This is a genomic window from Chachezhania sediminis, from assembly GCF_009765275.1.
Taxonomy (GTDB): Bacteria; Pseudomonadota; Alphaproteobacteria; order Rhodobacterales; family Rhodobacteraceae; genus Chachezhania; species Chachezhania sediminis.
This window is the reverse complement of sequence record NZ_VOPH01000004.1, coordinates 358,503-380,943: the sequence shown is the minus strand read 5'-3', so window position 1 is coordinate 380,943 and position 22,441 is coordinate 358,503. Positions and strand designations below refer to the sequence as shown.

Annotated in this window: 21 protein-coding genes and 1 pseudogene; 11 read left to right on the top strand and 11 right to left on the bottom strand. The window is 63.4% G+C overall.

The window, feature by feature from the left end; genetic code table 11:
• The first annotated feature begins 40 nt into the window (after positions 1 to 40).
• The 3 genes from chrA to FQK05_RS15255 all read left to right on the top strand — a co-directional run bounded on the left by chrA (position 41) and on the right by FQK05_RS15255 (position 2,779).
• Complete coding sequence (chrA, locus tag FQK05_RS15265) at positions 41 to 1,327, top strand: chromate efflux transporter (protein ID WP_158968317.1); 1,287 nt, start codon at positions 41 to 43, stop codon at positions 1,325 to 1,327.
• A gap of 152 nt (positions 1,328 to 1,479) precedes the next feature.
• Positions 1,480 to 1,992 (top strand): SspB family protein, encoded by a 513-nt coding sequence (locus tag FQK05_RS15260; RefSeq protein ID WP_158968315.1) that lies wholly within the window; start codon positions 1,480 to 1,482, stop codon positions 1,990 to 1,992.
• A 229-nt stretch (positions 1,993 to 2,221) separates the two neighbouring features.
• A complete protein-coding gene (locus FQK05_RS15255) occupies positions 2,222 to 2,779 on the top strand; it encodes a class I SAM-dependent methyltransferase (protein ID WP_158968313.1) in 558 nt (185 codons plus the stop codon).
• A 107-nt stretch (positions 2,780 to 2,886) separates the two neighbouring features.
• Here the strand turns inward: FQK05_RS15255 and FQK05_RS15250 are convergent, their stop codons facing one another.
• Positions 2,887 to 3,510 (bottom strand): hypothetical protein, encoded by a 624-nt coding sequence (locus tag FQK05_RS15250; protein ID WP_233270525.1) that lies wholly within the window; start codon positions 3,508 to 3,510, stop codon positions 2,887 to 2,889.
• Between the two features lie 242 nt (positions 3,511 to 3,752).
• Here FQK05_RS15250 and FQK05_RS15245 point away from each other — a divergent pair, with 242 nt between their 5' ends.
• Together FQK05_RS15245 and FQK05_RS15240 are read left to right on the top strand one after the other, a co-directional pair.
• Positions 3,753 to 3,962, top strand: coding sequence for a DUF4287 domain-containing protein (locus FQK05_RS15245; RefSeq protein WP_158968309.1), 210 nt, complete (start codon positions 3,753 to 3,755; stop codon positions 3,960 to 3,962).
• On the top strand, positions 3,963 to 4,352 hold the full coding sequence (locus FQK05_RS15240) for a cupin domain-containing protein (protein WP_158968307.1): 390 nt from the start codon (positions 3,963 to 3,965) through the stop codon (positions 4,350 to 4,352).
• Between the two features lie 97 nt (positions 4,353 to 4,449).
• On the opposite strand, the gene FQK05_RS15235 is transcribed toward FQK05_RS15240, so the two are convergent.
• The 3 genes from FQK05_RS15235 to FQK05_RS15225 all read right to left on the bottom strand — a co-directional run bounded on the left by FQK05_RS15235 (position 4,450) and on the right by FQK05_RS15225 (position 8,286).
• On the bottom strand, positions 4,450 to 6,099 hold the full coding sequence (locus FQK05_RS15235; RefSeq protein WP_158968305.1) for an FAD/NAD(P)-binding protein: 1,650 nt from the start codon (positions 6,097 to 6,099) through the stop codon (positions 4,450 to 4,452).
• Between the two features lie 121 nt (positions 6,100 to 6,220).
• Positions 6,221 to 7,423 carry a M24 family metallopeptidase gene (locus FQK05_RS15230; RefSeq protein WP_158968303.1) on the bottom strand — a complete coding sequence of 401 codons (1,203 nt, stop codon included), beginning with the start codon at positions 7,421 to 7,423 and terminating at the stop codon, positions 6,221 to 6,223.
• A 218-nt stretch (positions 7,424 to 7,641) separates the two neighbouring features.
• Positions 7,642 to 8,286, bottom strand: a complete 645-nt coding sequence (locus tag FQK05_RS15225; protein ID WP_233270524.1) for a hypothetical protein — start codon at positions 8,284 to 8,286, stop codon at positions 7,642 to 7,644.
• Between the two features lie 225 nt (positions 8,287 to 8,511).
• Here FQK05_RS15225 and fumC point away from each other — a divergent pair, with 225 nt between their 5' ends.
• The 5 genes from fumC to FQK05_RS15200 all read left to right on the top strand — a co-directional run bounded on the left by fumC (position 8,512) and on the right by FQK05_RS15200 (position 11,611).
• Positions 8,512 to 9,906 carry a class II fumarate hydratase gene (gene fumC / locus FQK05_RS15220; protein WP_158968301.1) on the top strand — a complete coding sequence of 465 codons (1,395 nt, stop codon included), beginning with the start codon at positions 8,512 to 8,514 and terminating at the stop codon, positions 9,904 to 9,906.
• The gene (locus FQK05_RS15215; protein ID WP_158968299.1) at positions 9,903 to 10,082 is read left to right on the top strand and encodes a DUF4169 family protein; all 180 of its coding nucleotides are present in this window, start codon (positions 9,903 to 9,905) and stop codon (positions 10,080 to 10,082) included. Before fumC ends, FQK05_RS15215 begins: the two co-directional genes overlap by 4 nt.
• Positions 10,083 to 10,089: 7 nt before the next feature.
• Positions 10,090 to 10,335, top strand: a complete 246-nt coding sequence (locus tag FQK05_RS15210) for a ribbon-helix-helix domain-containing protein (RefSeq protein ID WP_158968297.1) — start codon at positions 10,090 to 10,092, stop codon at positions 10,333 to 10,335.
• Between the two features lie 301 nt (positions 10,336 to 10,636).
• Positions 10,637 to 10,813: a hypothetical protein gene (locus tag FQK05_RS15205; protein ID WP_158968295.1), complete on the top strand. Its 177-nt coding sequence runs from the start codon at positions 10,637 to 10,639 to the stop codon at positions 10,811 to 10,813.
• A gap of 438 nt (positions 10,814 to 11,251) precedes the next feature.
• Positions 11,252 to 11,611 (top strand): hypothetical protein, encoded by a 360-nt coding sequence (locus FQK05_RS15200; protein ID WP_158968293.1) that lies wholly within the window; start codon positions 11,252 to 11,254, stop codon positions 11,609 to 11,611.
• A gap of 348 nt (positions 11,612 to 11,959) precedes the next feature.
• Here FQK05_RS15200 and FQK05_RS15195 read toward each other — a convergent pair whose 3' ends face one another.
• The 6 genes and pseudogenes from FQK05_RS15195 to FQK05_RS15170 all read right to left on the bottom strand — a co-directional run bounded on the left by FQK05_RS15195 (position 11,960) and on the right by FQK05_RS15170 (position 19,623).
• Entirely contained in the window at positions 11,960 to 14,470 is a 2,511-nt protein-coding gene (locus FQK05_RS15195; protein WP_158968291.1) for a cation:proton antiporter, read from the bottom strand.
• Between the two features lie 371 nt (positions 14,471 to 14,841).
• A pseudogene (locus FQK05_RS26145) lies at positions 14,842 to 15,086 on the bottom strand (transposase); the annotation flags it as partial.
• A gap of 62 nt (positions 15,087 to 15,148) precedes the next feature.
• Positions 15,149 to 16,048, bottom strand: coding sequence for a DMT family transporter (locus tag FQK05_RS15190; protein ID WP_233270523.1), 900 nt, complete (start codon positions 16,046 to 16,048; stop codon positions 15,149 to 15,151).
• Positions 16,049 to 16,550: 502 nt separating this feature from the next.
• Positions 16,551 to 17,399, bottom strand: coding sequence for a hypothetical protein (locus FQK05_RS15180; protein WP_158968285.1), 849 nt, complete (start codon positions 17,397 to 17,399; stop codon positions 16,551 to 16,553).
• The gene (locus FQK05_RS15175; protein WP_158968283.1) at positions 17,333 to 17,935 is read right to left on the bottom strand and encodes a CARDB domain-containing protein; all 603 of its coding nucleotides are present in this window, start codon (positions 17,933 to 17,935) and stop codon (positions 17,333 to 17,335) included. Before FQK05_RS15175 ends, FQK05_RS15180 begins: the two co-directional genes overlap by 67 nt.
• Positions 17,936 to 18,684: 749 nt before the next feature.
• Positions 18,685 to 19,623, bottom strand: coding sequence for a GlxA family transcriptional regulator (locus FQK05_RS15170; RefSeq protein ID WP_158968281.1), 939 nt, complete (start codon positions 19,621 to 19,623; stop codon positions 18,685 to 18,687).
• 93 nt (positions 19,624 to 19,716) lie between these two features.
• On the opposite strand from FQK05_RS15170, the gene FQK05_RS15165 reads away from it, so the two are divergent.
• Positions 19,717 to 20,220: an isochorismatase family protein gene (locus FQK05_RS15165; RefSeq protein WP_158968279.1), complete on the top strand. Its 504-nt coding sequence runs from the start codon at positions 19,717 to 19,719 to the stop codon at positions 20,218 to 20,220.
• Positions 20,221 to 20,454: 234 nt separating this feature from the next.
• Here FQK05_RS15165 and FQK05_RS15160 read toward each other — a convergent pair whose 3' ends face one another.
• Positions 20,455 to 22,014 (bottom strand): methyl-accepting chemotaxis protein, encoded by a 1,560-nt coding sequence (locus FQK05_RS15160; RefSeq protein WP_158968277.1) that lies wholly within the window; start codon positions 22,012 to 22,014, stop codon positions 20,455 to 20,457.
• Between the last annotated feature and the right edge of the window lie 427 nt (positions 22,015 to 22,441).

Here is a 22,441-nt window from a genome sequence, read left to right as displayed (position 1 = left end):
GGACCGAAGCCGCGCAGACCGCCCAGACGGAGCACCCCCGATGACCCCGCCGCCCACCGGATCCAGGCCCCCGACCCTGTCCGACCTTGTCGCCGTCTTCGGCCGAATCGGCCTTTTGTCCTTTGGCGGCCCCGCGGCCCAGATCGCCTTGATGCACCGCGAACTGGTCGAACGCCGCCCCTGGCTGGACGAACAGGGATTCCTGCGCGCGCTCAGCCTTTGCATGCTGCTGCCGGGGCCCGAGGCGATGCAGCTGGCGACCTATGCCGGCTGGCGCCTGCGCGGCACCCCGGGTGGGCTGATCGCGGGTCTTCTGTTCGTGTTGCCAGGGGCGGTCGTGATCGCCGCTCTGGCCGCGCTTTACGTGCAGTTCGGGCAGGTCCCACTGGTGCAGGCGGCTTTCGTGGGCGTGAAGGCGACGGTCATCGTCGTCGTGCTTCAGGCCCTGCGCAGGATGGCCGGCCGCGCGCTGACAACGCCCCGGGCCTGGTGGATCGCGGGACTGGCCTTTCTGGGGATCTTCCTGTTCGACCTGCCCTTCCCTGCGATCATCGCCGCCGCGGCCGTCTGGGGTTATGCCGGCGCGTCGGCATCGGCCACGGCCCCCCCTCCCCTGGACATGTCCCATGGCCGAACGGTCCGCACCGCCGCGATCTGGGCCGCGCTGTGGTTGCTGCCGCTTGTGCTGCTGACGACCACAGGCGCCGGGTTTCTGGCGCAGGTTGGCTGGTTCTTCGCCTGGCTGGCGGTCGTCACGTTCGGCGGCGCCTATGCCGTGCTGGCCTACCTGACCCAGACCGTGGTGACCGATTTCCACTGGATTTCCACCGTCCAGATGATCGACGCGCTGGGGCTGGCCGAAACCACGCCGGGCCCGCTGATCCTGGTGACCCAGTTCGTGGCCATGCTGGCAGGCCAGTTGCAGGGCGGCCCGGGCCTCGCGCTTGCGGCCGGGGCTGTCGCACTCTGGGCCACGTTTGTGCCCTGCTTCCTGTGGATCTTCGTCGCAGGCCCCTATGTCGAGGCGCTGGCCCAACGCCCCCGCCTGTCGGCCGCCCTGCAGGGGATCACCGCCGCGGTGGCGGGCGTAATCCTGAACCTGTCGGTCTGGTTCGCACTGCATGTCCTGTTCGCGCAGGTCGGCCAGTTGGACCTGGGCCCCTTGTCCCTGCCCTGGCCGGCCTGGTCCGGCCTGCAGCCGCTGGCCCTGGCGCTGACGGCGCTGGCTGCACTGGCCATGTTGCGGCTGGGCCGCAGCCTGGGGGAAACGCTGGCCGCAGGCGCCGTTTTGGGGGCGCTGGCGGGCTGGATTTTCGGCGTCGTCTAGTCCGGTCCGGACGTGCCGAGCTGCCACGCAAGGCGTTGACATTCGCGCCCGTGCGCAGCCCCTTTCGTTTTCACCCGAATCCCCTATTCTGCCAGTCAGGAACTGGTGACATGGGTCGGCGTGGGGAACGGCGGAACCCGAAGGAAGCAGGAATGGCGCGCGAAATCGACTATGGCAACCTGATGCACGCGGCGATGCGCGGGCTCATCCGAACCGTCCTGGAAGGCGTAGAAGCCGAAGGATTGCCGGGCGCACACCATTTCTTCATCACCTTCGACACGACCCATCCCGGGGTCCAGATGGCCGACCGCCTGGCCGACCGCTATCCGGCCGAGATGACGGTGGTCCTGCAGCACTGGTATGACAATCTGGACGTCGGCGAAGACGGTTTTGCCATCACGCTGAACTTTGGCGACATGCCCGAACCGCTTTATATCCCCTACACCGCGATCCGGACCTTCGTGGACCCCTCCGTCGAATTCGGCCTGCGCTTCGAGGCGCCCGAGGACGACGAGGAAGATGATGACGAAGACGTTCTGGTGACCGAACGCCCGCTGCGGTCGGCGGATCGTCAGGATGGCGAAGGCAACGGTGACGGTTCGACCGATCCCGACCGTCCCCGCGCCGATGCCGAAATCGTTTCGCTGGACAAGTTCCGGAAATAAAAGACCTTTCCAGGACAGATACAATAGCGCCGGTGACCTGTGTCTCCGGCGCTTTGCATGTGACAACTCCATGAACCGGCCACGACCGGCGGGGACTTGCCGTCCGCCCGGTTGACAGTTTTCCGAAAGATTAACGTTAATAAGACACGGCCGGGATGTGCTGCAGGCAGTCGATCAAGGATCGACCGGCAACCGGTCATGTCGACGGAACTGGAGCGGGACTGCGCACATGGCAAACGATTTTGCGGTATTCCTGGGGGAGATGATCCGCCGGCCGACCGAGGTGGTGGCGATTGCGCCCTCTTCGGCGGCCGTGGCACGAAAGATGACCGAAGGGCTGGAGGCCACGACGGGGCCGATCGTCGAGATCGGGCCGGGCACCGGCAGCTTCACAAAGGCGATCCTGGCCCGCGGCGTGGCACCGGAGCGGGTGACGCTGATGGAGACCAACGAACGCTTCTGCGAGGCGCTGCGGCTGAAGTTCCCGGGCGTGACCGTCCTGAACCGCCCTGCGCAGGAAATCGACCAGTTAGGCCTGACCGATATCTCGGCCGTGATTTCCGGGGTTCCGGTGCTGGCGCGCCCCAAGATCCAGCGCGAGGTCGTGGGCACGGCCCTGAAAGTCATGGCGAAGGACGGGTTCTTCACCCAGATCACCTACAGCCCGACGCCGCCCATCGCGGAAGACATGCGGGCCGAACTGGGCATCACCTGCCGCCACCGCGGCATGGTCTGGAACAACCTGCCCCCGGCACGGGTCTTCGAGTTCCGCAGGGTGCACCAGTGAGGCGGCCGGCGTGACAGGCGAAAAAAGCTGCGCCGCGCAAACCAAAGCGCGGCGTTCTGCGTCTTGGGTATCCAGGTTACCTGCCCGCGCCACGCTACGCGCACGTTCTAGGACCGACTTTCGTCCAAGCCGTACTTCAACAAAAGCTTGGCGTACTGGTTCAGTTCGTACTGTGTGCCGCCAGATTCCGGGTCGCTGGGGTGGCCCTCATCGCTTCCGGCTTTCCGAAGCAACCCCGCGAAATGAAGAGCATCGGCAATCTCCTCCATCTTTCCTTGAAGACCGGGCTGAAACTTCAAGAGATAAAGCAGATCGGGCATGTAACATCTGTTGACCATTGCGGCCAGTCGCATGGCCTGATCATAAGTCAGCCCGCCTTCGACATGCGCGGCCATGAGGCGCCCAACGATAAGCGGCTTCTTCGTGTCATCGGCCCGTTCCAGAATCAGAAGGACCGTCTCGCCGAACTCATGAACTCGCTTCATTTCCTTTAAGTCTTCGACGAAGCGCCGCCTTGCCTTGGGTGTCGTACTGGACATGCCGGCCAGGAACCTGGCGGTCTTTCTCAGGAACAATTCGTCCCCGATACTCCGTCCTGCGCGCACTAGGCCGGTGACGATCCCTAGAATGGGAACCCCGTCCAACGCACCAGAAGTGACCACCGCATCCACACCGGCATCGGCGACAGCCGCCAAGGCATCGATACCTTCCGGGGACGCGATGCTGTCCACCAGGGCGGCACCAAGGGACCTGCCATGATCGTCTGCAGCTGGGCTCAATTTCCCCTCGCTTTCTGAAGAATACGTGCGTCGGACCGCGAGAGTGGGTCGCAGTCCCGGTTTAACCTATACTGTCAGCGGCAAAACTGCATCCGCGCCTGAATGTTTACGACCCCCCTTGGGTACGCAGGTCCGATGTTGACGCCGCAGACAGTTCCGGGTTGTGTCTGCCCCTGCATGCATGGGGGGACATCATGACCGACAAGGTGAAGGGACCCGCGTCCTATTTTCCGTCGATCGAGGCCAAGTACGGGCGCCCGATCGCGGAATGGAAGGCGTTGATCCGCGCGCAGGGGCCGATGAAGCACATGGAGCTGGTGACCTGGCTAAAGCAGGAGCACGGGATGGGCCACGGCCACGCGAATGCGTTGGTGGCCGACACCTTGCGCGAAGGGTCGGAATAGATGGCGCGCCACGATTTCGATCCGTCCACGGTCACGGCCGACGACCGCCCCGCGACCAAGGAGCGGCTGTTCGATCCCGGCGTCGAGACCGCCTGGCGCGGGTCGCTGAACGGCGAAGGCCTGAACTCTGAAACCACGGTGCTGGCCTATGGCAACGACACGCCGGGCGAAGGGCCGCTGCTGCACGTCCATCCCTATGACGAAACCTTCGTGGTGCTGATGGGCAACGCCCGCTTCTTCGTCGGCGACCAGGTGATCGAAGCCAGCGCCGGAGAGGTCGTGTTCGGCCCAAAGGGCCTGCCCCACAAGTTTATCAACCTGGGGCCTGGGCGGCTGCAGACCATCGACATCCACCATTCGCCACGCTGGATTCAGACCGATCTGGAATGACCTTGCCCTGCTGGACGCCTCAAAGGGCCAGAGACTGCCCGCGGACCTAAACGGCATGGCCTGACAGGCACGCGACGGACCGGCGTTCCGCGGACTTCTATCGGTCGCCGGTCCGAGGCGCCCCGATCCGCGCGATTACCCCGAGGGCCCAGCGAGAGGCCGCCGCGCCAAAACAGTCTTGGAGGGAATCGGCGGCGATCACGCTTCCAAGCGCCAGACGGCCCAGGAAGGTCAGCCCCCGGGATTGCGTGCCGTCCGTGCCCAGCACGGTGCCATCCGCTGTTGTCCGGGCGCCCATACCGTCCGCAACCGGGGACAGGCGACCGTCGGACACCAGACCGGTCACCAGCGGATCGGTCACGATGGACAGATCGGGTGACGGCAGGACAGCGTCGATCATCACCTCGGCCACGGCTTCGCGCCCGTCCGCGCTCAGCTTCCAGCCGTTGGAGACCAGCTCGATCCCCGGATCTGCGGACAGGCCCGGATCGACGATCCCGGCCCGGATCAGCGCAGCCAGTTCATGGCTGAACGACACCGGCGGCCCGTAGGAATAGCGCTTCAGCCCCTCGTCGAAGCCGATGATCAGTTCGGCCGTTTCAGGCGCCGTGTCGGCGGGGTTGAAGCCCGACCGCAGCGAGTCCTGCCATTTCCGCCAGACCTGACCTGCGGTGTAGCCGATGCCGGGTGGCACGCGCCCTTCGGCCATGGCGATCCCGTCGTGCAGGATCTTTTCCGGTCCGCCGATTTCCTGCGTGCCGGGGTCGGTCCATTCGGTCCTCAGCCAGTCCTCGATGGCCGCCTTGTCGGCCGCGCCGCCGGCCTTTTTCCAGATCCGTTCCAGGACCGGCAAAAGGGCCGCGCCTATCAGCTCGCGCGCAGTGCCCGGATCTGCCGCCGCGGCCCTGGCGATATGGTCCTGAAAGCACCCGGTCTCTGCCTCTGTCGGTTCGAACAGCGCGTCGATCCCTTCCGTTTCCGGCTTCGGGAACGGCGGTCGTCCGTCCAGCGAGAACGGCAGGATGCGCGCAGGCTCGCGCCCCGAGGGGATATAGACGCCATCCACGAACCGGCCGCCTTGCGCTTCGGTCAGGACGCGCAGCACGTCGAAGGCCGACAGCGCCAGACCGCGGATCGCGACGGTCTTGCCTGTCCAGTCCTCTGTCCTCCGGGCCAGATCGCGGGCGGGATAGGCATCGGCCAGCGCGGCGCCCGTTTCATCTGCATGGGCCTGCCATTCGGCCAGCTGATCGTCGGGCGAAACCTTCGGCTGGCCGACCGTCAGCAGAACCTCGTCATAGGGGCCATGCCAAGCGTCGCCCGCCTTCATCCGCCAGCCCGTGCCCACCTGTTCGGCCGCCAGCACATGATCTGCATGGAATGTCAGGGACAGCGCCTTGTCTTTGCACAGATCCCTGACCCGCGCTTCCAGGTAGCGGCCGATTTCGGTCCGTGGCGGAAAGACGTCCGGGTCCACGGGACCGGGCAGCCAGTCGGCGAAGGACCCGCAGGCCCCGATGTCCGGCGGGCGGATGTCTATATCGCGCAAGGGAATGTTCAGCCGGCAGAAAGGGCTTTCCGCCGGGTCGAAATTCGGGCCCGCGCCGCGCGCGGGGAACGGTTCGAAGATCTCTACCGCCAGCGGGTGCCACGCATGCGGAAGCCGGGCTGCCAGCGCTTCCAGCGCGCCAAGGCCGCGGGGGCCGAACCCGACGACTGCAATTCTGGATTTCGCTTGGCTTTGCATGGGCTTGGACGTCCACCTGAATGTTCTCGTGCTCTTTGTTCATCAATCTAGGCCGTTCCAACGCGAAAACCACAGGAAGGCTGTCCGGCTCGACCGGCCCCCCCCGGCCGAAAAACCCAGGTCAGCCCACCACGTTGAACCCCGGCCCATAGGGATAGCCGGTGATATCCTCGTTCCCGTTCTCGGTTATGACCAGGATATCGTGTTCGCGGTAGCCGCCCGCGCCGGGCCGGCCTTCGGGGATGGTCAGCATCGGCTCCATCGAGATGACCATGCCGGGCTCCAGCACCGTGTCGATATCCTCGCGCAGTTCCAACCCGGCCTCGCGCCCGTAGTGGTGGGACAGGATCCCGAAGGAATGTCCGTACCCGAAGGTGCGGTACTGCAGCAGGTCGCGGTCGGCGAAGAAGGCGTTGATGGCCTCTGTCACCTCGGCGCAGGACCGGCCCGGCCTCAGCAGCGACATTCCGTATTCGTGGGCTGCGACATTCGCCTCCCAGATCTTCAGCGAGGCATCGTCGACCTCGCCCAGAAACAGGGTCCGTTCCAGTGCGGTGTAATAGCCCGAGATCATGGGAAAGGCGTTCAGCGACAGGACGTCCCCGCGTTGCAGGATGCGGCCCGTCACCGGGTTATGGGCGCCGTCGGTGTTGATGCCCGACTGGAACCAGACCCAGGTGTCGCGGTATTCGCCTTCGGGAAAGCGCCTGGCGATCTCCAGCTCCATCGCGTCGCGGCCGGCCATGGCCACGTCGATTTCCCGCGCGCCTTCGCGGATCGCGTCCCGCATGGCATATCCGCCGATATCGGCGACCTGCGCCCCATGGCGGATCAGCGCGATTTCGGCCTGGGACTTCGACATGCGCTGGCGCATCGTGGCCGGGGCGATGTCGACTGTCGCCGAAGGCTTTAGGAAGAAATCCAGCGGCCCCTTCTGCGCCAGCGTCAGGTGGTCGCCTTCATAGCCTACCACCCTGCCCGCGCCCGCAACCGACAGGATCGCGCGCCAGAAATTGTCCCTCTGCCAGTCGGTATAGGTGATGTTGTCGCCATGGCAGCGTCGCCAGGGTTGGGCCGCATCGATGCCCGCGCTGATCGTGACGCTGTCGGTCGCGGTCACCACCAGGCCGAAAGGCCGTCCGAAGCTGCAATAAAGGAAGCCCGAATAGTAGGCGATGTTCTGCATCGAGGTGAAGACGCAGGCGCCGACACCCTCGGCCACCATCGACCGGCGCAGACCGGACAGGCGGGCATCGTATTCGGCGGGTTCGAACGGCAGGATCCGGTCGCCCTGGTGAAAGCGGTAGAAGTCTGGACGGTTCAAAGAGGCGCTCCTTGACGGAGCCGCCGCCGGATCCCGGGGCCGGACCGGCCCGGGCCACCGGCGGTGGCAAGGCAGGATCCCGGCGTTCAGGACGGACATGAAGGGCGCGCCAGACGGCGGCGGCGACGCCATCGCCTGCCCTCGATCAGGACTATGGCCGGATTTCCCCTGGCCGCGCAAGCGGGATCAAACGCCCCGCCCGCGCCTGGTAGTCGCGGTCAGTCCCTGACAAGAATCGTGTTGATGGTCCTCAGGATCTCGCCATTGCGGACACGGCTGAAGGCCAGGTCCAGCCCCAGATCCGTCAGGGTACGGTCGTATTGCTGGATCTCGTAGCCGCCGTCATCGCCCACGAACAGCGAGAAGACGGTCATCGTGTTGCCCTGGATCCGGGCCCAGACGAAGGGCTGTCCCTTCATCGGATCGGCCTGCACCTCGTGCCCGAAGACGTTCTTCTGCATCGCTGCAGCAAAGACGTCCGGCCGGTCGGTCCGGTTGAAATCGATGGAATAGGACGCTTCCTTGCTGCGTCCGTCGTCGAAATAGCTGATCGACGTCCAGGCGACCGTGAACTGATCCTTGCGGTTCTTGTCCTGCGGATAGCCCGAGATCTTCACGCTCATGTCGCGCTGATGAACCTCGCCGTCGGTCGATACCACTTCGGCCGATCCCGAATAGCTGCCGTAGAAATCCGAAATAGTCGCGGCATGGGCGGCGATGGCCGACCAGGCCATCATCAGAAAAACGCCCGCCGCCAGAAGGATCGCGCGCCGGTCCGATACGACGGCCCGGGTGGCCGCGGCCCTGCGGTGCCCCTGATCCAGCATCTGTCGCGGTCCAGCTTTCGGATTGCGTTCGGTCACGGCCTGCCTCCTTGCCATTGGGCCAGCCGCCAGTCCGGACAGGCCGAGACGGCGGCAGCCCCGCTATCCTATCTAGACTATATTGTGCCGCCAGCAAGACGTGCGCTCGACACGATTGCATCGGTACACAACGCCCCTGCGCCATCTGTGCCATTGCCTCCCCCCGCGTGGGCCGGTAGACGGCTTGTCAATCCATTTCCGACATTTCACGCGACGGAGGCGCCCATGTCCGCAACCCGTACCGAAACCGACAGTTTTGGCCCGCTGGAAGTTCCGGCCGACAAGTACTGGGGCGCTCAGACCCAACGGTCGCTGATGAACTTCCCGATCGGCTGGGAAAAACAGCCCGTGGCCATCGTCCGCGCGCTGGGGGTCATCAAGAAAGCCTGTGCCATGGCCAACAAGGCCAGCGGCAAGATGGATCCCAAGATCGCCGACGCGATCATCCAGGCCGCGTCCGAGGTGATCGAGGGCAAGTTCGACGACAACTTCCCGCTGGTCGTCTGGCAGACCGGGTCCGGCACCCAGTCGAACATGAATGCCAACGAGGTCATCGCCAACCGCGCGATCGAGATTCTGGGTGGCGTGATCGGGTCCAAGGATCCGGTCCACCCGAACGACCACTGCAATATGGGTCAGTCGTCCAACGATACCTTCCCGACCGCGATGCACATCGCAGCGGCCACCACCGTGCACGACACGCTGCTGCCGGGACTGGAAGTGCTGGCCGCGGGGCTGGAAGCCAAGGCTGAAGAATTCAAGGACATCATCAAGATCGGCCGGACCCACACCCAGGATGCGACGCCGCTGACGCTCGGTCAGGAGTTTTCCGGCTATGCCAAGCAGATCCGCAACGGGATCGAGCGTATCAAGCTGGCGCTGCCGGGCGTTCTGGAACTGGCGCAGGGCGGCACCGCCGTCGGCACCGGCCTGAACACCTCCGTGGGCTGGGACACCACCGTCGCGGCCAACATGGCCGAGATCACGGGCCTGCCCTTCATCACTGCCCCCAACAAGTTCGAGGCGCTGGCCGCCCATGACGCCATGGTCTTCATGTCGGGTGCTGTGAAAACTGTCGCCATGGCCTGCTACAAGATCGCCAACGACATGCGGTTCCTGGGCTCCGGCCCCCGGTCGGGTCTGGGCGAACTGATCCTGCCGGAAAACGAACCGGGCTCCTCGATCATGCCGGGCAAGGTGAACCCGACCCAGGCCGAGGCCATGACCCAGGTCTGCGCCCATATCCTGGGCAACGACGCCGCGATCTCCTTCGCCGGCAGCCAGGGCCATTTCGAACTGAACGTCTACAACCCGATGATGGCCTACAACCTGCTGCAGTCGATGACGCTGCTGGGCAACGCCGCCGACAGCTTCACCCTGCGGATGCTGAACGGGACCGAAGCCAATGTTGACCGGATCGGCAAGCTGATGCGTGAATCGCTGATGCTGGTGACCGCGCTGGCGCCGACCATCGGCTATGACAACGCGACCAAGGTGGCGAAGACGGCGCACAAGAACGGCACCACACTGAAGGAAGAAGCGATTGCCCTTGGCTTCGTGGACGCCGAAACCTTCGACCGTGTCGTCCGCCCCGAGGACATGATCGGCCCCAAGGGATGAGCGAACCGGTCAATCTGAACCGGTTTCGAAAGGAAAAGGCGCGGGCCGATCGAAAGGCCCGCGCAGACGAGAACGCCGTGAAGTTCGGCCGCACCAAGGCCGAGAAATCGCGCGACAAGGCAGAGGCAGAGCGCGAAGAGCGCCGCCTTGATGCCCACCGCCGCGACGACGACTGATCCCCCGATGACTGGCCGCCCCCGCAAACGATCCTTGACGCTTCGCGGGCACCGCACCTCGGTTTCGCTGGAAGACCCATTCTGGGACGAATTCCGCGCCATCGCCCGCGCCGACGGCGTGTCGGTCAGCGCCCTGGCCGCCCGGATCGACGAGGAACGCGGGCTGGACATCGGCCTGGCCTCGGCCATCCGGCTGTTCGTCCTGCGCCGGGTGAAAGAGCAGGCGGACAGCCCGGCCGCACACCAGCCCTGAAGCCAAAGGCGATTGCGGTCCAATTCGGGCCGGCACCCTTCCGGCCCGGGTCAGTTCCATCCTGAATTGTATTCGCGCAACGAAAACCCGCCCTTTCACAGGATATTTTGCGCCGCGTTCAGGTTTCCTCCAACATCATGGAAGGTTATGCTCTTTCGACAAAGGAACTATCCTTTCGTACAGGGGCATTCGCCGCTTGAATTAATGTCTTGGAAACAGATCCGGGGTAATAAACGATCCCACAGCAGGGGTGATGGACCCCAAGCGCACTGACAGACGGTTGTCGGGGAGGAGGATTGGAATGATGATTGCGATCATGGCCGGGCTGCGTCCCGCGCTTTCCACCGATGCATCCGACACCCGTGGCGAAGCCGCAGTCCTGTCCCTGCCCAGTGGCTGGTGGCTTCTGCCCAGCGTAATCGGGGGCGTTGCCGTCTGGTTCCAGATCGGCCGCGCGCTACTTTCCGCGATCTCATAAACCGCTGCCGCTGCATCACGCCGCACGGCGCCGATGCCGGCAACCCAGCCCACCACCGCAACGCCCCCCGCGCCCGGCCGCATTTCAGCAGGACCGTTCGACAAGACGGTTCGGGGACACGACGCCGTGACGATTCTGCGAAGTTTCGTCCGGTCATGACCGCGCCAGCATTTCGCATGCCATCCGCAGCCTGCCAGGACACTTCCGGCGATCCGGGTGGTGTGATTTCTGGCGGTCCGATTTCGGCGACTGAAACAGCCGCGCGTGTGCCGGCGGCTGTGGCCGACCCTTTGCCATGGACCTGGCCGCATGCCCCAAAAGGCCGACCTTCCAGCAATTCTGGCTATAGGACCTATACGAAAGATCGGTTCCCGAACAGGGGGTTACGACCTTAACTAGTCAAGTAGAAGAGATATGATCAAACGCGGAGAGGCAACCGTGAGTGACAGCCTGCAATGGGTCCTTTGGAGCTTTCTGCGGTCCATCAATGCTGAAGGGCCAGACGACCGGGCGGATCCCGATTTCGACCAGCTTATGGCACAGATGCAAGACCAGCCGACCGTCGCGGTCAAGTCTCTGGGACAATGGCCCGATTCTGCCCTGATCGCCTTCCGGAATGTCGTCCAGGATTTTCTGAGCGATATTCACGAAGCCGAACAGGCCGGTTCAAACGCCTTTTCCAGCAACAAGCTGCTGGGCGACACCACACCGGCCAAACTGTCCGGCCCGCTTCTGACCGAAATCCTTGCGCGGTCGGGCAACACCGAGCGAGTGCTTCCGATGAAGAGGTGGTCGTGACCGGCCCGACCGCGCGATCGGATAAAAAGTCCCGATAGCCCTGCATCGTCCCGATGGCGTCACCAGCCGCCATCATAAGACAGCCGGAAAAATCCGGTGTTCGGCGGTCCAGAGTTGGGGGAGCAGCGCAATCAACCTGCCGGACACTCCGTTCATTCGGAGGAGAGCCGGATCTTAGGTCACCTAAAACGTCAAACACTTGGCGAAGCGTTCGCTTGCGCGTTGGCGATTGGCCTGCCAGGTCACGAGACCTGCCCAGTCATGATGCCGCCGACAGAGACTGCGATCCCAGCAGCCAGGTCGTGTTCCATCACCAACAGACGCGCGTCGGCATCCGGCAGTTGCCCGTCAGGCGGCATTGGTGTCGGCGAACAGATCTTCCGGTGCGATCCCGCGTTTCTTCGCGCTCGCACGGACGGCGTCCTGCATCGAGGTGCTGCGGCCTAGCAAACGGCGGAACCGTGCCTCGTCCAGTTCCAGAAGGATCGACGGCGCAATCGCGCGCACTTCCGTCCTGAGCGTCTTTTTCATCAGGATGGACATCTGGCCGAACATTTCACCGCGCCCCAGGCGCCAGGTCTGGCCGGCCGTTTCCACCTCTGCCGCCCCCGACGCAATGAAGAACACGCTTTTCGCAACGCCGTCCCTGCGGACGATGACGTCCCCGGCATTCGCATAACGCGCCCGAAGCACGCGGCTCAGACGTTTCAGGTCACGTTCCTCCAGCCCGGCAAAAAGCGGAAGCTGGCGCACCAGTTCGATCCTTTGAAGCGTGATATCCAGGTTGGGGCGATCCTCGGCCGCCGCCCGGCGCAGGTCGAGGTCCTCCATCAGCTTGGTGTAGACTTCGGCCCCGATCAGGCCATCTTCGCGCATCGTCGAATACTCACGCTCTTCCAGACGCAGAGCGGTCCGGCGAATGAAGCGGCGCTCCAGTTCCTCGGCATAGCCGGGATACTGCAGCCTCAGCCCTTCCAGCGCGGTTTCGACCATCTCGATCCGGCGCGACAGCAGTTCCGACAACAGGTCGCTGACCCTCTTGCCGTGAATACGGCGGATGCGTCCGGTGATGAAACCGTCCAGATCGCGCAGGACCAGCCGCTGCGACAGCAGCAGTTCGAAATGGGCCGCGGTCATACGCGCCAGCGGTCGCGACATGCGCAGCCGGAAATTCAGGCGCCCGGCCGCACGGAAGGCGCGGCCGTAGGCCACGCTGCGGCGTGCGGCGCGGTTATACCCGTTTCGTCCGCCCGAGCGCGCGCCCTCGATCAGGCGATCCGCATCCGACAGCACCTGCTCGGCCATCCGGGCAGAGATCGTACGCTCCCTCACCCGGGCAAGGATCGTGTCGCGTTCGTGACCGGCCAGCGCAATCAGGCCCAGGGTGATCCGGTCCCGGTCCAGGATGTCGGCACTATCCTCGGCCGCCCTGACGGCGTCCTCCAGCCTTTCGCCGAAACGCTTGGCTTCTGACCGGACGATATCGCGGCCAAGGTCGTAATTCTCTGTGGTGCGCGCCAGGTCTTCCCGGACCTGCTGCAGGGCCACAGCGACCACCTGTCGCGACAGTGCCTCGTCGATCGGCGACAGGCGGTCCAGCCCCAGTTTGCCGATGATCCAGCGCAGGGTCGTGCCCTGCACGATCAGCGTGAACAGCGTGAAGCCGGTGGCAAGGATGCCGACCACGCGCTGAACCCCGTCCGGGACGCGGAAGCTTTCGGTGACCGCCAGCGCCAGCGCCAGCGTCACGGCGCCGCGCAACCCGCCCCACAGGATCGCGACCCGATAGGGCTGTTCGACCGTGGGGGACAGCTTCAAGGCGGCCAGCAACGGCAGGATGATGAAAAGGATCAGGGCCCGTGCGGCAATGGCAGCAAGGATCACCACGCCGACCTGCACGAAATCCTCGATCCGGACCTCTTCCAGAAGCCGGGGCACCAGCAGCGCCGCCAGGATGAAGATCAGCGCGCCAGCCCAGTGCGCCAGGACGTCCCACAGCTCGCGCAGGTTGGTCCAGGTCTGCGGCGGCAGACGCCCGGGACCGCTGAGGTTCAGTGTCAGACCGGCTGCCACGACGGCGATGACGCCGGACGCGCCCACGCTCTGTTCCGCGCCGATATAGGTGAGATACGGCAGCGCCACCGAGATCGAGATCTGTGCCAGTTCGTGACGGCCGAACATACCCATGACCCAGACCGCGATCCGCGCGGCCAGCCAGCCTGTGACGGCACCGCCGACGATCAGGAAGGGAAAGCGCGCCAGCGCGTCACCCAGTTCGGGGTCCGGTACGCCCAACATGACGAAGCCCATGAACAGCCCGAACAGCGCGATGGCGGCGGCGTCGTTCAGCAGGCTTTCGCCCTCGATGATCCGCGACAGGCGGCGCGGTGCCGAGATCGACCGGAAGATCGAGACCACGGCGGACGGATCGGTCGTGGAAATGATCGCGCCGATCAGCAGACAGGCCGCAAGCGGAAGCGTGCTGACCCACGACAGCGCATAGCCCACGAAAAGCGTCGCCGCGACCACGGCCACGACGGCCAGCATCAGGATCGGCACCCAATCGTCGAGCATCCTGCGCAGGTCCATCCCCAGCGTGGCCTGGAACAGCAGTGTCGGCAGGAAGACATAGAGAAACGCGTTCGACCGGATCGGCAAACCCAGGATCGCTTCGGCCACGGGGTTCAGCGCGTCGGTCAGCTGGGTCCGCAGGAAAAAGGTCGCGCCGACGCCGATCAGGATGCCGATGCCCGCCAGGATCACGCTGAAGGGCAGCCGCAGCCGCGCAGCCAACGGCTCCGCAAGCCCGATGACGAGGAAAAGCGAGGCAATGACGGTCGTGATGAGAACAATGTCCATGCTGTTGAAATATCACATGGATCGAGGAGTTCATCGTGGAAAAGTTGTTTCCGGACATTCAGCGAGGCCGACGCCGGTCCTCCGTCGTGAATGTCCGTTGCGAAGGGCCACAGTGCGGCGGGAGGGTGCTGTTTCTATTCGCGGCAACAGGCCGGGCGCATCGGATGCTGCCCGCATGGGTCACCGCTGCGGCACGGCCGACAGACTGCACCGAGCGCTTGCACGAAATTCAATCATCGTCGGGAGGCAATTTCTTCATCTGTCGAGCGACGTGTTAAACCGGCTCGGCGGATCATGGTTGCGTTCCACCTTCCTCCTCAGGAGAGGTCCGTGCCATGCGGTGTCCAGCATCATGCGGAGTCCAGCATAAAGGCCAAACCCATCATGATCCGGGCGAAGACGCCTTTATCGCTACACATCTTGCAACGGTTCCGAGACGTGTCTTGTGAGGGCCGCATTTCCTTGGGGCCTCGCGCCGACCCAAGCCATTGCGATTGATAAGGACAATTCCTCTCAGGACACGCCGATCAACGCCCCGTGGCTTCCCGTGTGGCTTCGGCAAGCAGGGTTTCGGACGCGCCATCTTTGCGTCGCTCGACCGGAGTAGACCAGACATGCTCACCGCTCGTTTTCAAGCCGTGGCTCATGGACGCCCACCCAAATCAATGGGTCCTGAGCTCAGGGTCTTTCCCTTCCCCCGCGTGCAGTGCCGCTCCAGGTCGAAATCAGTCGGCCGTCGATGGCGACCAGGCCGGCACAGATCAAAGCCATCCCGACGAAATGGCGCGGCAGCATGGTTTCTCCAAGGAATGCCGTGCCCAGAAGAATTGCACTGACCGGGATGAGGAAGGTCACGAGCAACAGGTTCGTTGCTCCGGCCGTGGCGAGGATGCGAAAGTAAAGCACGTAAGCCAATGCCGTCGAAATCGCAGCAACACCTATGGCGGCGCCGATTGCTTCAGGGCTCGGCATCGGCAGGGTCCAGGGGCGGTCCACGACGGCGACAAGCGGCAACATGATCAGGCTGGAGGCCATGACCTGACCTGTGGCCGTTCCGATAGGGCTGACACCCCTATCACGGAACCGTCGGCCATAGATGCCGGCCAAAGCATATGAGATGGCGCCCCCCAGGCACAGAAACTGAGCAAAAAGACCGGCGCCAATGCCGCGCAACGCGTCCAGACCGATCATGACAGCGACACCGGCAAAACCGACCAGGACCCCAAGGACCTTGCCACCTGTCATGCGTTCGTCGTCGGTCAGAAAGTGCGCGAAAATCACCGTGAACATTGGGGTCGATGCATTCAGGATCGAGGCGACGCCGGATGCTATGTCCTTCTGCCCCCAGACGATGAGGGTAAAGGGGATCGCGTTGTTCAGGAGCCCCATTGCAAAAAACGCCCCCCAGATCCTCCGACCGCGCGGCAGGCGCTGACCGCTTAGACGCATGATCGCCAGCAGGATCATTGCCGCCAGGGCGACGCGGCAGACCACCACCGTGAAGACAGGCAACTCGCGTACGGCAATCGCATTGAAGAAAAATGACCCGCCCCAAACGCCGGCCAGTGCCAGCAACATGGACCATTCCAAGAGAGACATGGCGCGATGAGTTGCCGATGGCGATTGCAATTATCGTACTCCGGTTCGGCCGACTGGGCGGCATTTCGAAGCGATGATTGTCCGTTTCGACATAGGCTCGGCGACCCGTTCCTTGCGGTTTCCGGCAATGCGGCTGGATCTCGATTTCCGGCATCCGGCGGAAGTGCGGGCAACCGCAGCCCGGGCGGAGCTCTTCGACCGCTCACCAGCCGCAACCAGCTTCGGCGTCCGGCACGAGGTCTGTCGCCGCTTCGCCGACTTCAGCGGGCGTCAGGATGGCGTTCCGGTCCAGTGTGGCAAGCAGGCCGATCACCGACCGTCGTAGGCCGGCCCCGACGCCCGGGGATCGACAGGGCACCGCGCTGGCGGTCAAGCCATGCGCACCCGTCACGGCGATTCCGCTGAACGCGCAGCTGGAGCACCTTCCGGGTCGGTCCCGGCTAGAGGATCACCAGTGTGTCATCGCTTTTGCCCAGACCTGTCAGGGCGATATCTGCGAAATAGGCGTTCCCGACTTCGCCCGGTGCGTCGCTCCCCATGCCCAGGACGATCCGGTCGAACGTGCCTTGATGGATGCTGCCGACATCGATCTCAAATGTCTTGTAACCACTGCCGATCTCGTATTCGCCGCCGGAGTGCCCCCACTGTTGCGTCCCGGCAAACTGGAAGAAGAGGTCATTGTCGAGACCGGTGTCACAGTCCAGGCCGATACCTTGTATTTCGCCCTCGGCATCGCTGCGGAACCGGACCGACAGCACGGTATTGGCGTCGACCTCCAGATCCTGCCCTGCCAGGATCGCCTTCCGGGCATTGGACGCCAGTTCGAGCCCCCGCCTCCCACGAATTCTCGAGCGGCCCCCTTGTCGTTGGCCGCCCCGCCCTGGCTGGTCACATTCACCGAGAACGGATCGCGCAGAAGTTCGATATTCGAGAACTGAACCATGCCGGAGCCGTCCGCATCGTCGTCAGGTACCATGGCAAGATTGGCAAAATCACCCTGGAAGAACGTGCCTGCCGCGATCTCGAAATGACGGGTGTCGCCGTTGCCGGCATAGTCCAGATGCGCCGCCATGTTCTTGCGGAATTCGGTTCCGCCCAGTTGGAAGAAATGCGGGAAATCCCTTCCGCTTCCGTTGAATCTGCTGTCCGCATCGAAACCGATGGCCGCGATCTCGCCCGGATCGCTACTCGAGAAATCGAAGGACAGGACTGTGTCCGCCGTGATCTGCGCATCGACCGTAAGGTATTTCCACGCGTTGCCCGTCAGGGACAGGTCTCTCCCAACGCCGGAGACCACCGCCTGGCCTTCGTCCTGATCCCCCTGGCGCATAAGCCCGCCACCACATAGTCGGCAGACGTTCCATCCACACCGATCCGGACGTAGGCGGGCGCGGGCTCGTCTGAGACGGTCAGGGACAATGTCTCGGTCCCGTCGCCGCGGAAGAACAGGGGCGGCGTTTCGAAAAAGTCATGGGCCGTCGGGACCAGATCAGATGTTGGCAGGATCGTGAACCCGATTGCCAACAGGTTGTCGGTCTGATCCTCCTCATCGATGTAGTTATCCGCGTCGGCCACGACCAGCATGTAGTAGTCACCGGGCAACGGCCCGGATTGCAAATGGGCAGCCTCGTCTACGTTGGACCGGTACGACGCACCGGGAGTCAGACCGACAAGCCCTGACACCAAGACAAAGCTGTCTGACATGTCCCAAACCGCATCAGGCGAAAGGCAGGCAATAAAGCCGGAGTAGTCCACGCCGATGTCGCCGTGATTCATATGCGTGGCACTGACAACGAAATCCTGGCTGATGAAATTCGCCTGCGGTGTCGCCCAGTTGAAACCACTCCAGGAAAGATTTGCCGCCATTTCTCAATTCCCCTCACAAAACCCTATGATACGTAGCGTACACGGACGGCGGCGAAATTCAGACTTTTCCAAATTCCCATGCGTCACACTGCCATTCCGGATTCCACGTTCCAAAAAAAAACGCGCATCTGAAATTAAATCTCCGTCACGGCAAAGCGACCGTTCCCGTCCCCAACACCAAGGCATCCCCGGCCGCCGGCCAAAGCGATCAAGTATCGATCCTGTGAAGCAGCCCAATTGGCCCGGCGCTGCAAACCCCGACGCGGCTCCTCCCCGTCAATTGCACCTATGAAGGCTCGATGCACTCCGGACGCGTTCGGCACATCTTTGCCTCAATCCAGATCCGAAAACGCTACGCTTGGATCTTATCTCAGGTGATGGTGCAGCCCGCTTTCTACAGACACTCGAAATAAAGGTCATTTCCATTGATCTGCAATGTCCATTCGCACTGCCGAAGACAGTTTCAATTTATCAGATTCGAGCGATTTGGCGGCTGAATATTATCTGAAATCTTACAATCTCGACGTAAATCTTCTGTCCTTCGCGCGAGGGTACATTGGACGAAATTTCATTTCGAAATAGGCGGCGTAACCCTATTCCTTTTCGGCAAGGATCGTTCGCAGCGCCTCGCCCGAACTACCGCCGTGGGCTGGGTGCGGCAGGCGCTTCGGTCGATATGGATGACAGGTGGCCGCGTCGTCCCGGATCGGCTCCTGGACCTGTTCTGGCACCTGCCGGCGGGTGGCAGCTCAGCCCAATCGTTGCCGGCTGAGCCACTGCACGGGTGTCATGCCCAGTTCGCTCCGAAACGCCCTGCGCAGCGATTGGGCGTCGGGAAAGCCGGACAGAGCGGCGATCCGTTCAATCCCCCGGGACCCTTGCAACAGGGCGTCCTGGGCCCGCGCGACCCTCGCCCGACGGATCCATCCCCCCAGGCTGCCACCGGTGCGCGCCCGGATGTGCCGGGTCAGGCTGCGGCGGCTCATACCCGACTGGGCCGCCAAAGCATCCAGGCAGGGACTTGTCACCGGGTCGGACCAGAGCCGTTCGAGGATACCGGCGACCCGGCGTTCCGCCGAGGAGGCCGGCGCAGGACGGTCCAGCAACTGCGGCTGGTCGGCCGCGCGCTGCGGCGCAACGACAAGCTGGCGCGACACCCGATTGGCCGTTGCCACGCCGGAAAGCCGGGCAAGCACATGCAGGCAACAATCAAGCCCGGCGGCAATGCCCGCCGAGGTCAGCACCTGACCTTCATCGACGAAGATCGCCTGCGGATCGGTCCGAACGGCGGGAAAGCGCGCGGCAAATTCCCCGACCTTCGCCCAGTGGGTCGTCGCACGCCGGCCGTTCAACAGGCCCGCTTCGGCCAGACCAAAAGCCCCGAGACACAGGCCGATCACGATGGCGCTCCGCCCATGAGCGGCACGGAGCTGCTCCAGCAGCGGTCCGGAAACCGGCTCCTCCGCATCCCGCCAACCAGGAAGAATGACAATATCCGCCGTTTCCGTGGCATCGAGCCCATGATCTGTTTCGATCAGGACACCGCCGGTCGTCGTCGGGATGCGGCGTTCTTCAGCGCAGACCATCACTTCGTGGTCCATGGCCAGAAAGGGCTCGCCAAAGACCGCGAGCGGCACGGAGAGCATGAAGGGGCTTATGCCCTTGTAGGCGATGACGGCGATGCGCATTGGCCCAAAATAATTGAAACATGACCTTCGGGCCACTGCAAACCGCCGGATCGGCATAGTAGGTCGAATACCGGACCCAAAAGGAGGCCCCAGATGAGCCGCGCGCTTCTCGTCATCGATATTCAGAATGACTATTTCCCGGGCGGCGTCCTGCCGCTGCATGATGCAGAGGCGGTCGAAGGACGTGTCGTCGCTGCAATCGGACGTGCCCGGCGGGCCGGCGATCGCGTGATCGCGATCCGTCATGTATCGCAGGCAGAGACCGGGCTGTTCGCCGCCGGCGGGGATGGCGTTTCCATTCGTCCGGCAATCCTGGCGGCCGTCGGCGACGCCCCGGTCGTGACCAAGACGTTCGCCGATGCGTTTCAGGATACGGATCTCGCCCGGCATCTGGAGGGGGCCACCGACCTTCTGGTCTGCGGGATGATGACACAGAATTGCGTCGTGTTCACAGCCATGTCGGACGCCGCGGCAAAGTTCGATGTAACCGTCATCGGCGATCTTTGCACCGCGCCGTCCGAGATCGTGCATCGGATTGCGTTGGGCGCCCTGGCGTCGAAGCTGCGGGTCGCCAATGCCCCCGACGTCTGGGACTGAACGAAAAGGCGGCGGCGGCTACGCGTAGGTCCGTCCCCTTCTCCCGGCCTGACGACCCGGACCGCCGGCTACCGGACTGCTGCAGATCCCTCTGACCCGTTGGACTGAAACCCGGAACCCTGGGTTCGCGACCCAACGGGCACTTCGCAAGCCTACCCGTCTTCCTGCGCCCGCCCCCCATCGCCGCTTCGGTCCGCCGCTTCCAGATGAACCGGCTGCGGAAGCGGGCATCAGCTAGGCGATCTTACGGAGATGTGGCACTGAAGCATCCTGCGCCGAGGCAATCTGGAATTCCGCCACAACTTCGCTCAGCAAATTGGTCGCGTCGGTCAAAGCCGTCGTTGCAGCAGAGGTTTCTTCAAACATTGCCGCATTCTGCTGTGTAAGCTGATCAAGCTCACCCATGGTGTGCTTGAGATCGGCGATTCCCTTTGACTGGGTGCCCACCGTAGATGCGATGTTCTGCATGGAGTCAGATGCCTTGCGGACCGCATCCAGAACACCGCGAAGTACCTCACCCGCGTTGTCGACAAGCTGCACACCGTTTCGGACCTGGCGCGCACTGTCGCTGATAAGAACACTGATTTCCTTGGCGGCATCCGACGAACGACCGGCAAGCGCGCGAACTTCCGTAGCGACAACCGCGAACCCTTGCCCCCCCGACCCGGCGCGCGCGGCCTCGACACCGGCGTTGAGCGCCAGAAGATTGGTCTGAAACGCCACGTCTTCGATCATATCGACAACCAGCTGGATGCGGTCGGAGCTTTCCTTGATCTGATCCATCGCGTCCAGCGCACCGTCGACCACTTTCATGCCGTTTTCGGCATCCACCCTTGTCCCGGCTGTCGTCACCGCTGCCTTCCGGGCGTCTTCCGATGCGGCGGACATGACTTCGCTGATGTTGTCGATACGCGAGGTTACGCTTCCCAGAGCGTTCGCCTGATGCTCGGTCCGCTGGGCAAGTTGTTCGGATGCCGACGCGATACTCATTGTGTCCAGCTTGATTGAGCCTGCGGTATCCTGGACGCGGGTCATGGCAACCGACAGAGAATTGACCGCGCTGTTGAATTCGTTTCGCAGCGGCTCGAACTGTTCCGGAAACACGGTCTCGATCCGTGTTGCAAGGTCTCCATTTGCCAATTTGGTCAAAGCCGCGCTGAACTGTTCCATGACATTGAGCTGTTCGGCTTCCTTCCGCGTCAGGTTCAGTTGCAACTCTTGCGAGCTGGTCAACGCATCGGACAGCTGTGTCGCCTCTTGCTCGATCTGGGCGCGTTGTTTCAGCTGCATGTGCAGCAGGTAGGAAAGACCCATGGTTTCCGCCACCCAAACGGTGCCGTGCAGCGCCAGGCGCCCCAGATCAAGCAGCAAGCCGCTGCTTGGGTAAATCAGCGTCGGCAGAAAGAACGTCAGCATCGCGTGATGAACAATGACGAGCCCTGAAGCGGCGAGAAGTGCCCGCTGGTCTTGCAGGATAACCAGACCGGCCAGCACGGCAAAATAGATGAGGTGGGAGTCGAGCTGCCACGGGTTTCCGGCCAGGGCTGCCGTCAGCAGCGGCAACTGGCCCATTGCCCCTAGCGACACTGCGATCCGAGCAATACCCCCGCCCCGGCGCTGAAGGCCGAGGGCGACTGTGACAATTGCCAAGGATACTGCCAGAAACGGCCAGGGCGACAAGCCCGCCAACCAGGCACCGCACGCCGGGAGGGGCGCCAGCAGGATGTTGACATAGCCGATTACGCGGAGGCCATTTGCCTGCGCGACCGCAAGTGAGGAGGTGTTGCTGGTCATTCTAAACTCCGCAGAGTTGCGCTGCGATTGCGCCGTCGAGGACCAACCAAGCGCCTTCGGCATTCAGACGCTCTGGAAAGTCTTCAGGATGAGTGTCTGCCACGGCAAGCAGGGCAAACGGTGCACGCGTCGGTCCGACGGGACGTCCGCCCGCGCGGCTGACCAGGTCAGGCAAACCGTTCATCGGCCCGATAACAAGAAGTGTGCTTGTCGTCTGAACAGGGCGCCCTGTCAGAGCCAGCACTGGCGCCGAGATCAGGGGTCCCATGACCAAACATATCATTGCAACGACACGCATTGCGGCCTTTCCAAAGGAATCTTTTCGTCCCGCAGAAATAGCACCGTGACCTTACCAGTCGATTAAGTTGCGTCCGCCATTAACAGCCCTGCAAACAGAGGTCGTCCCCGAAGACCGGGCACCCTGCCA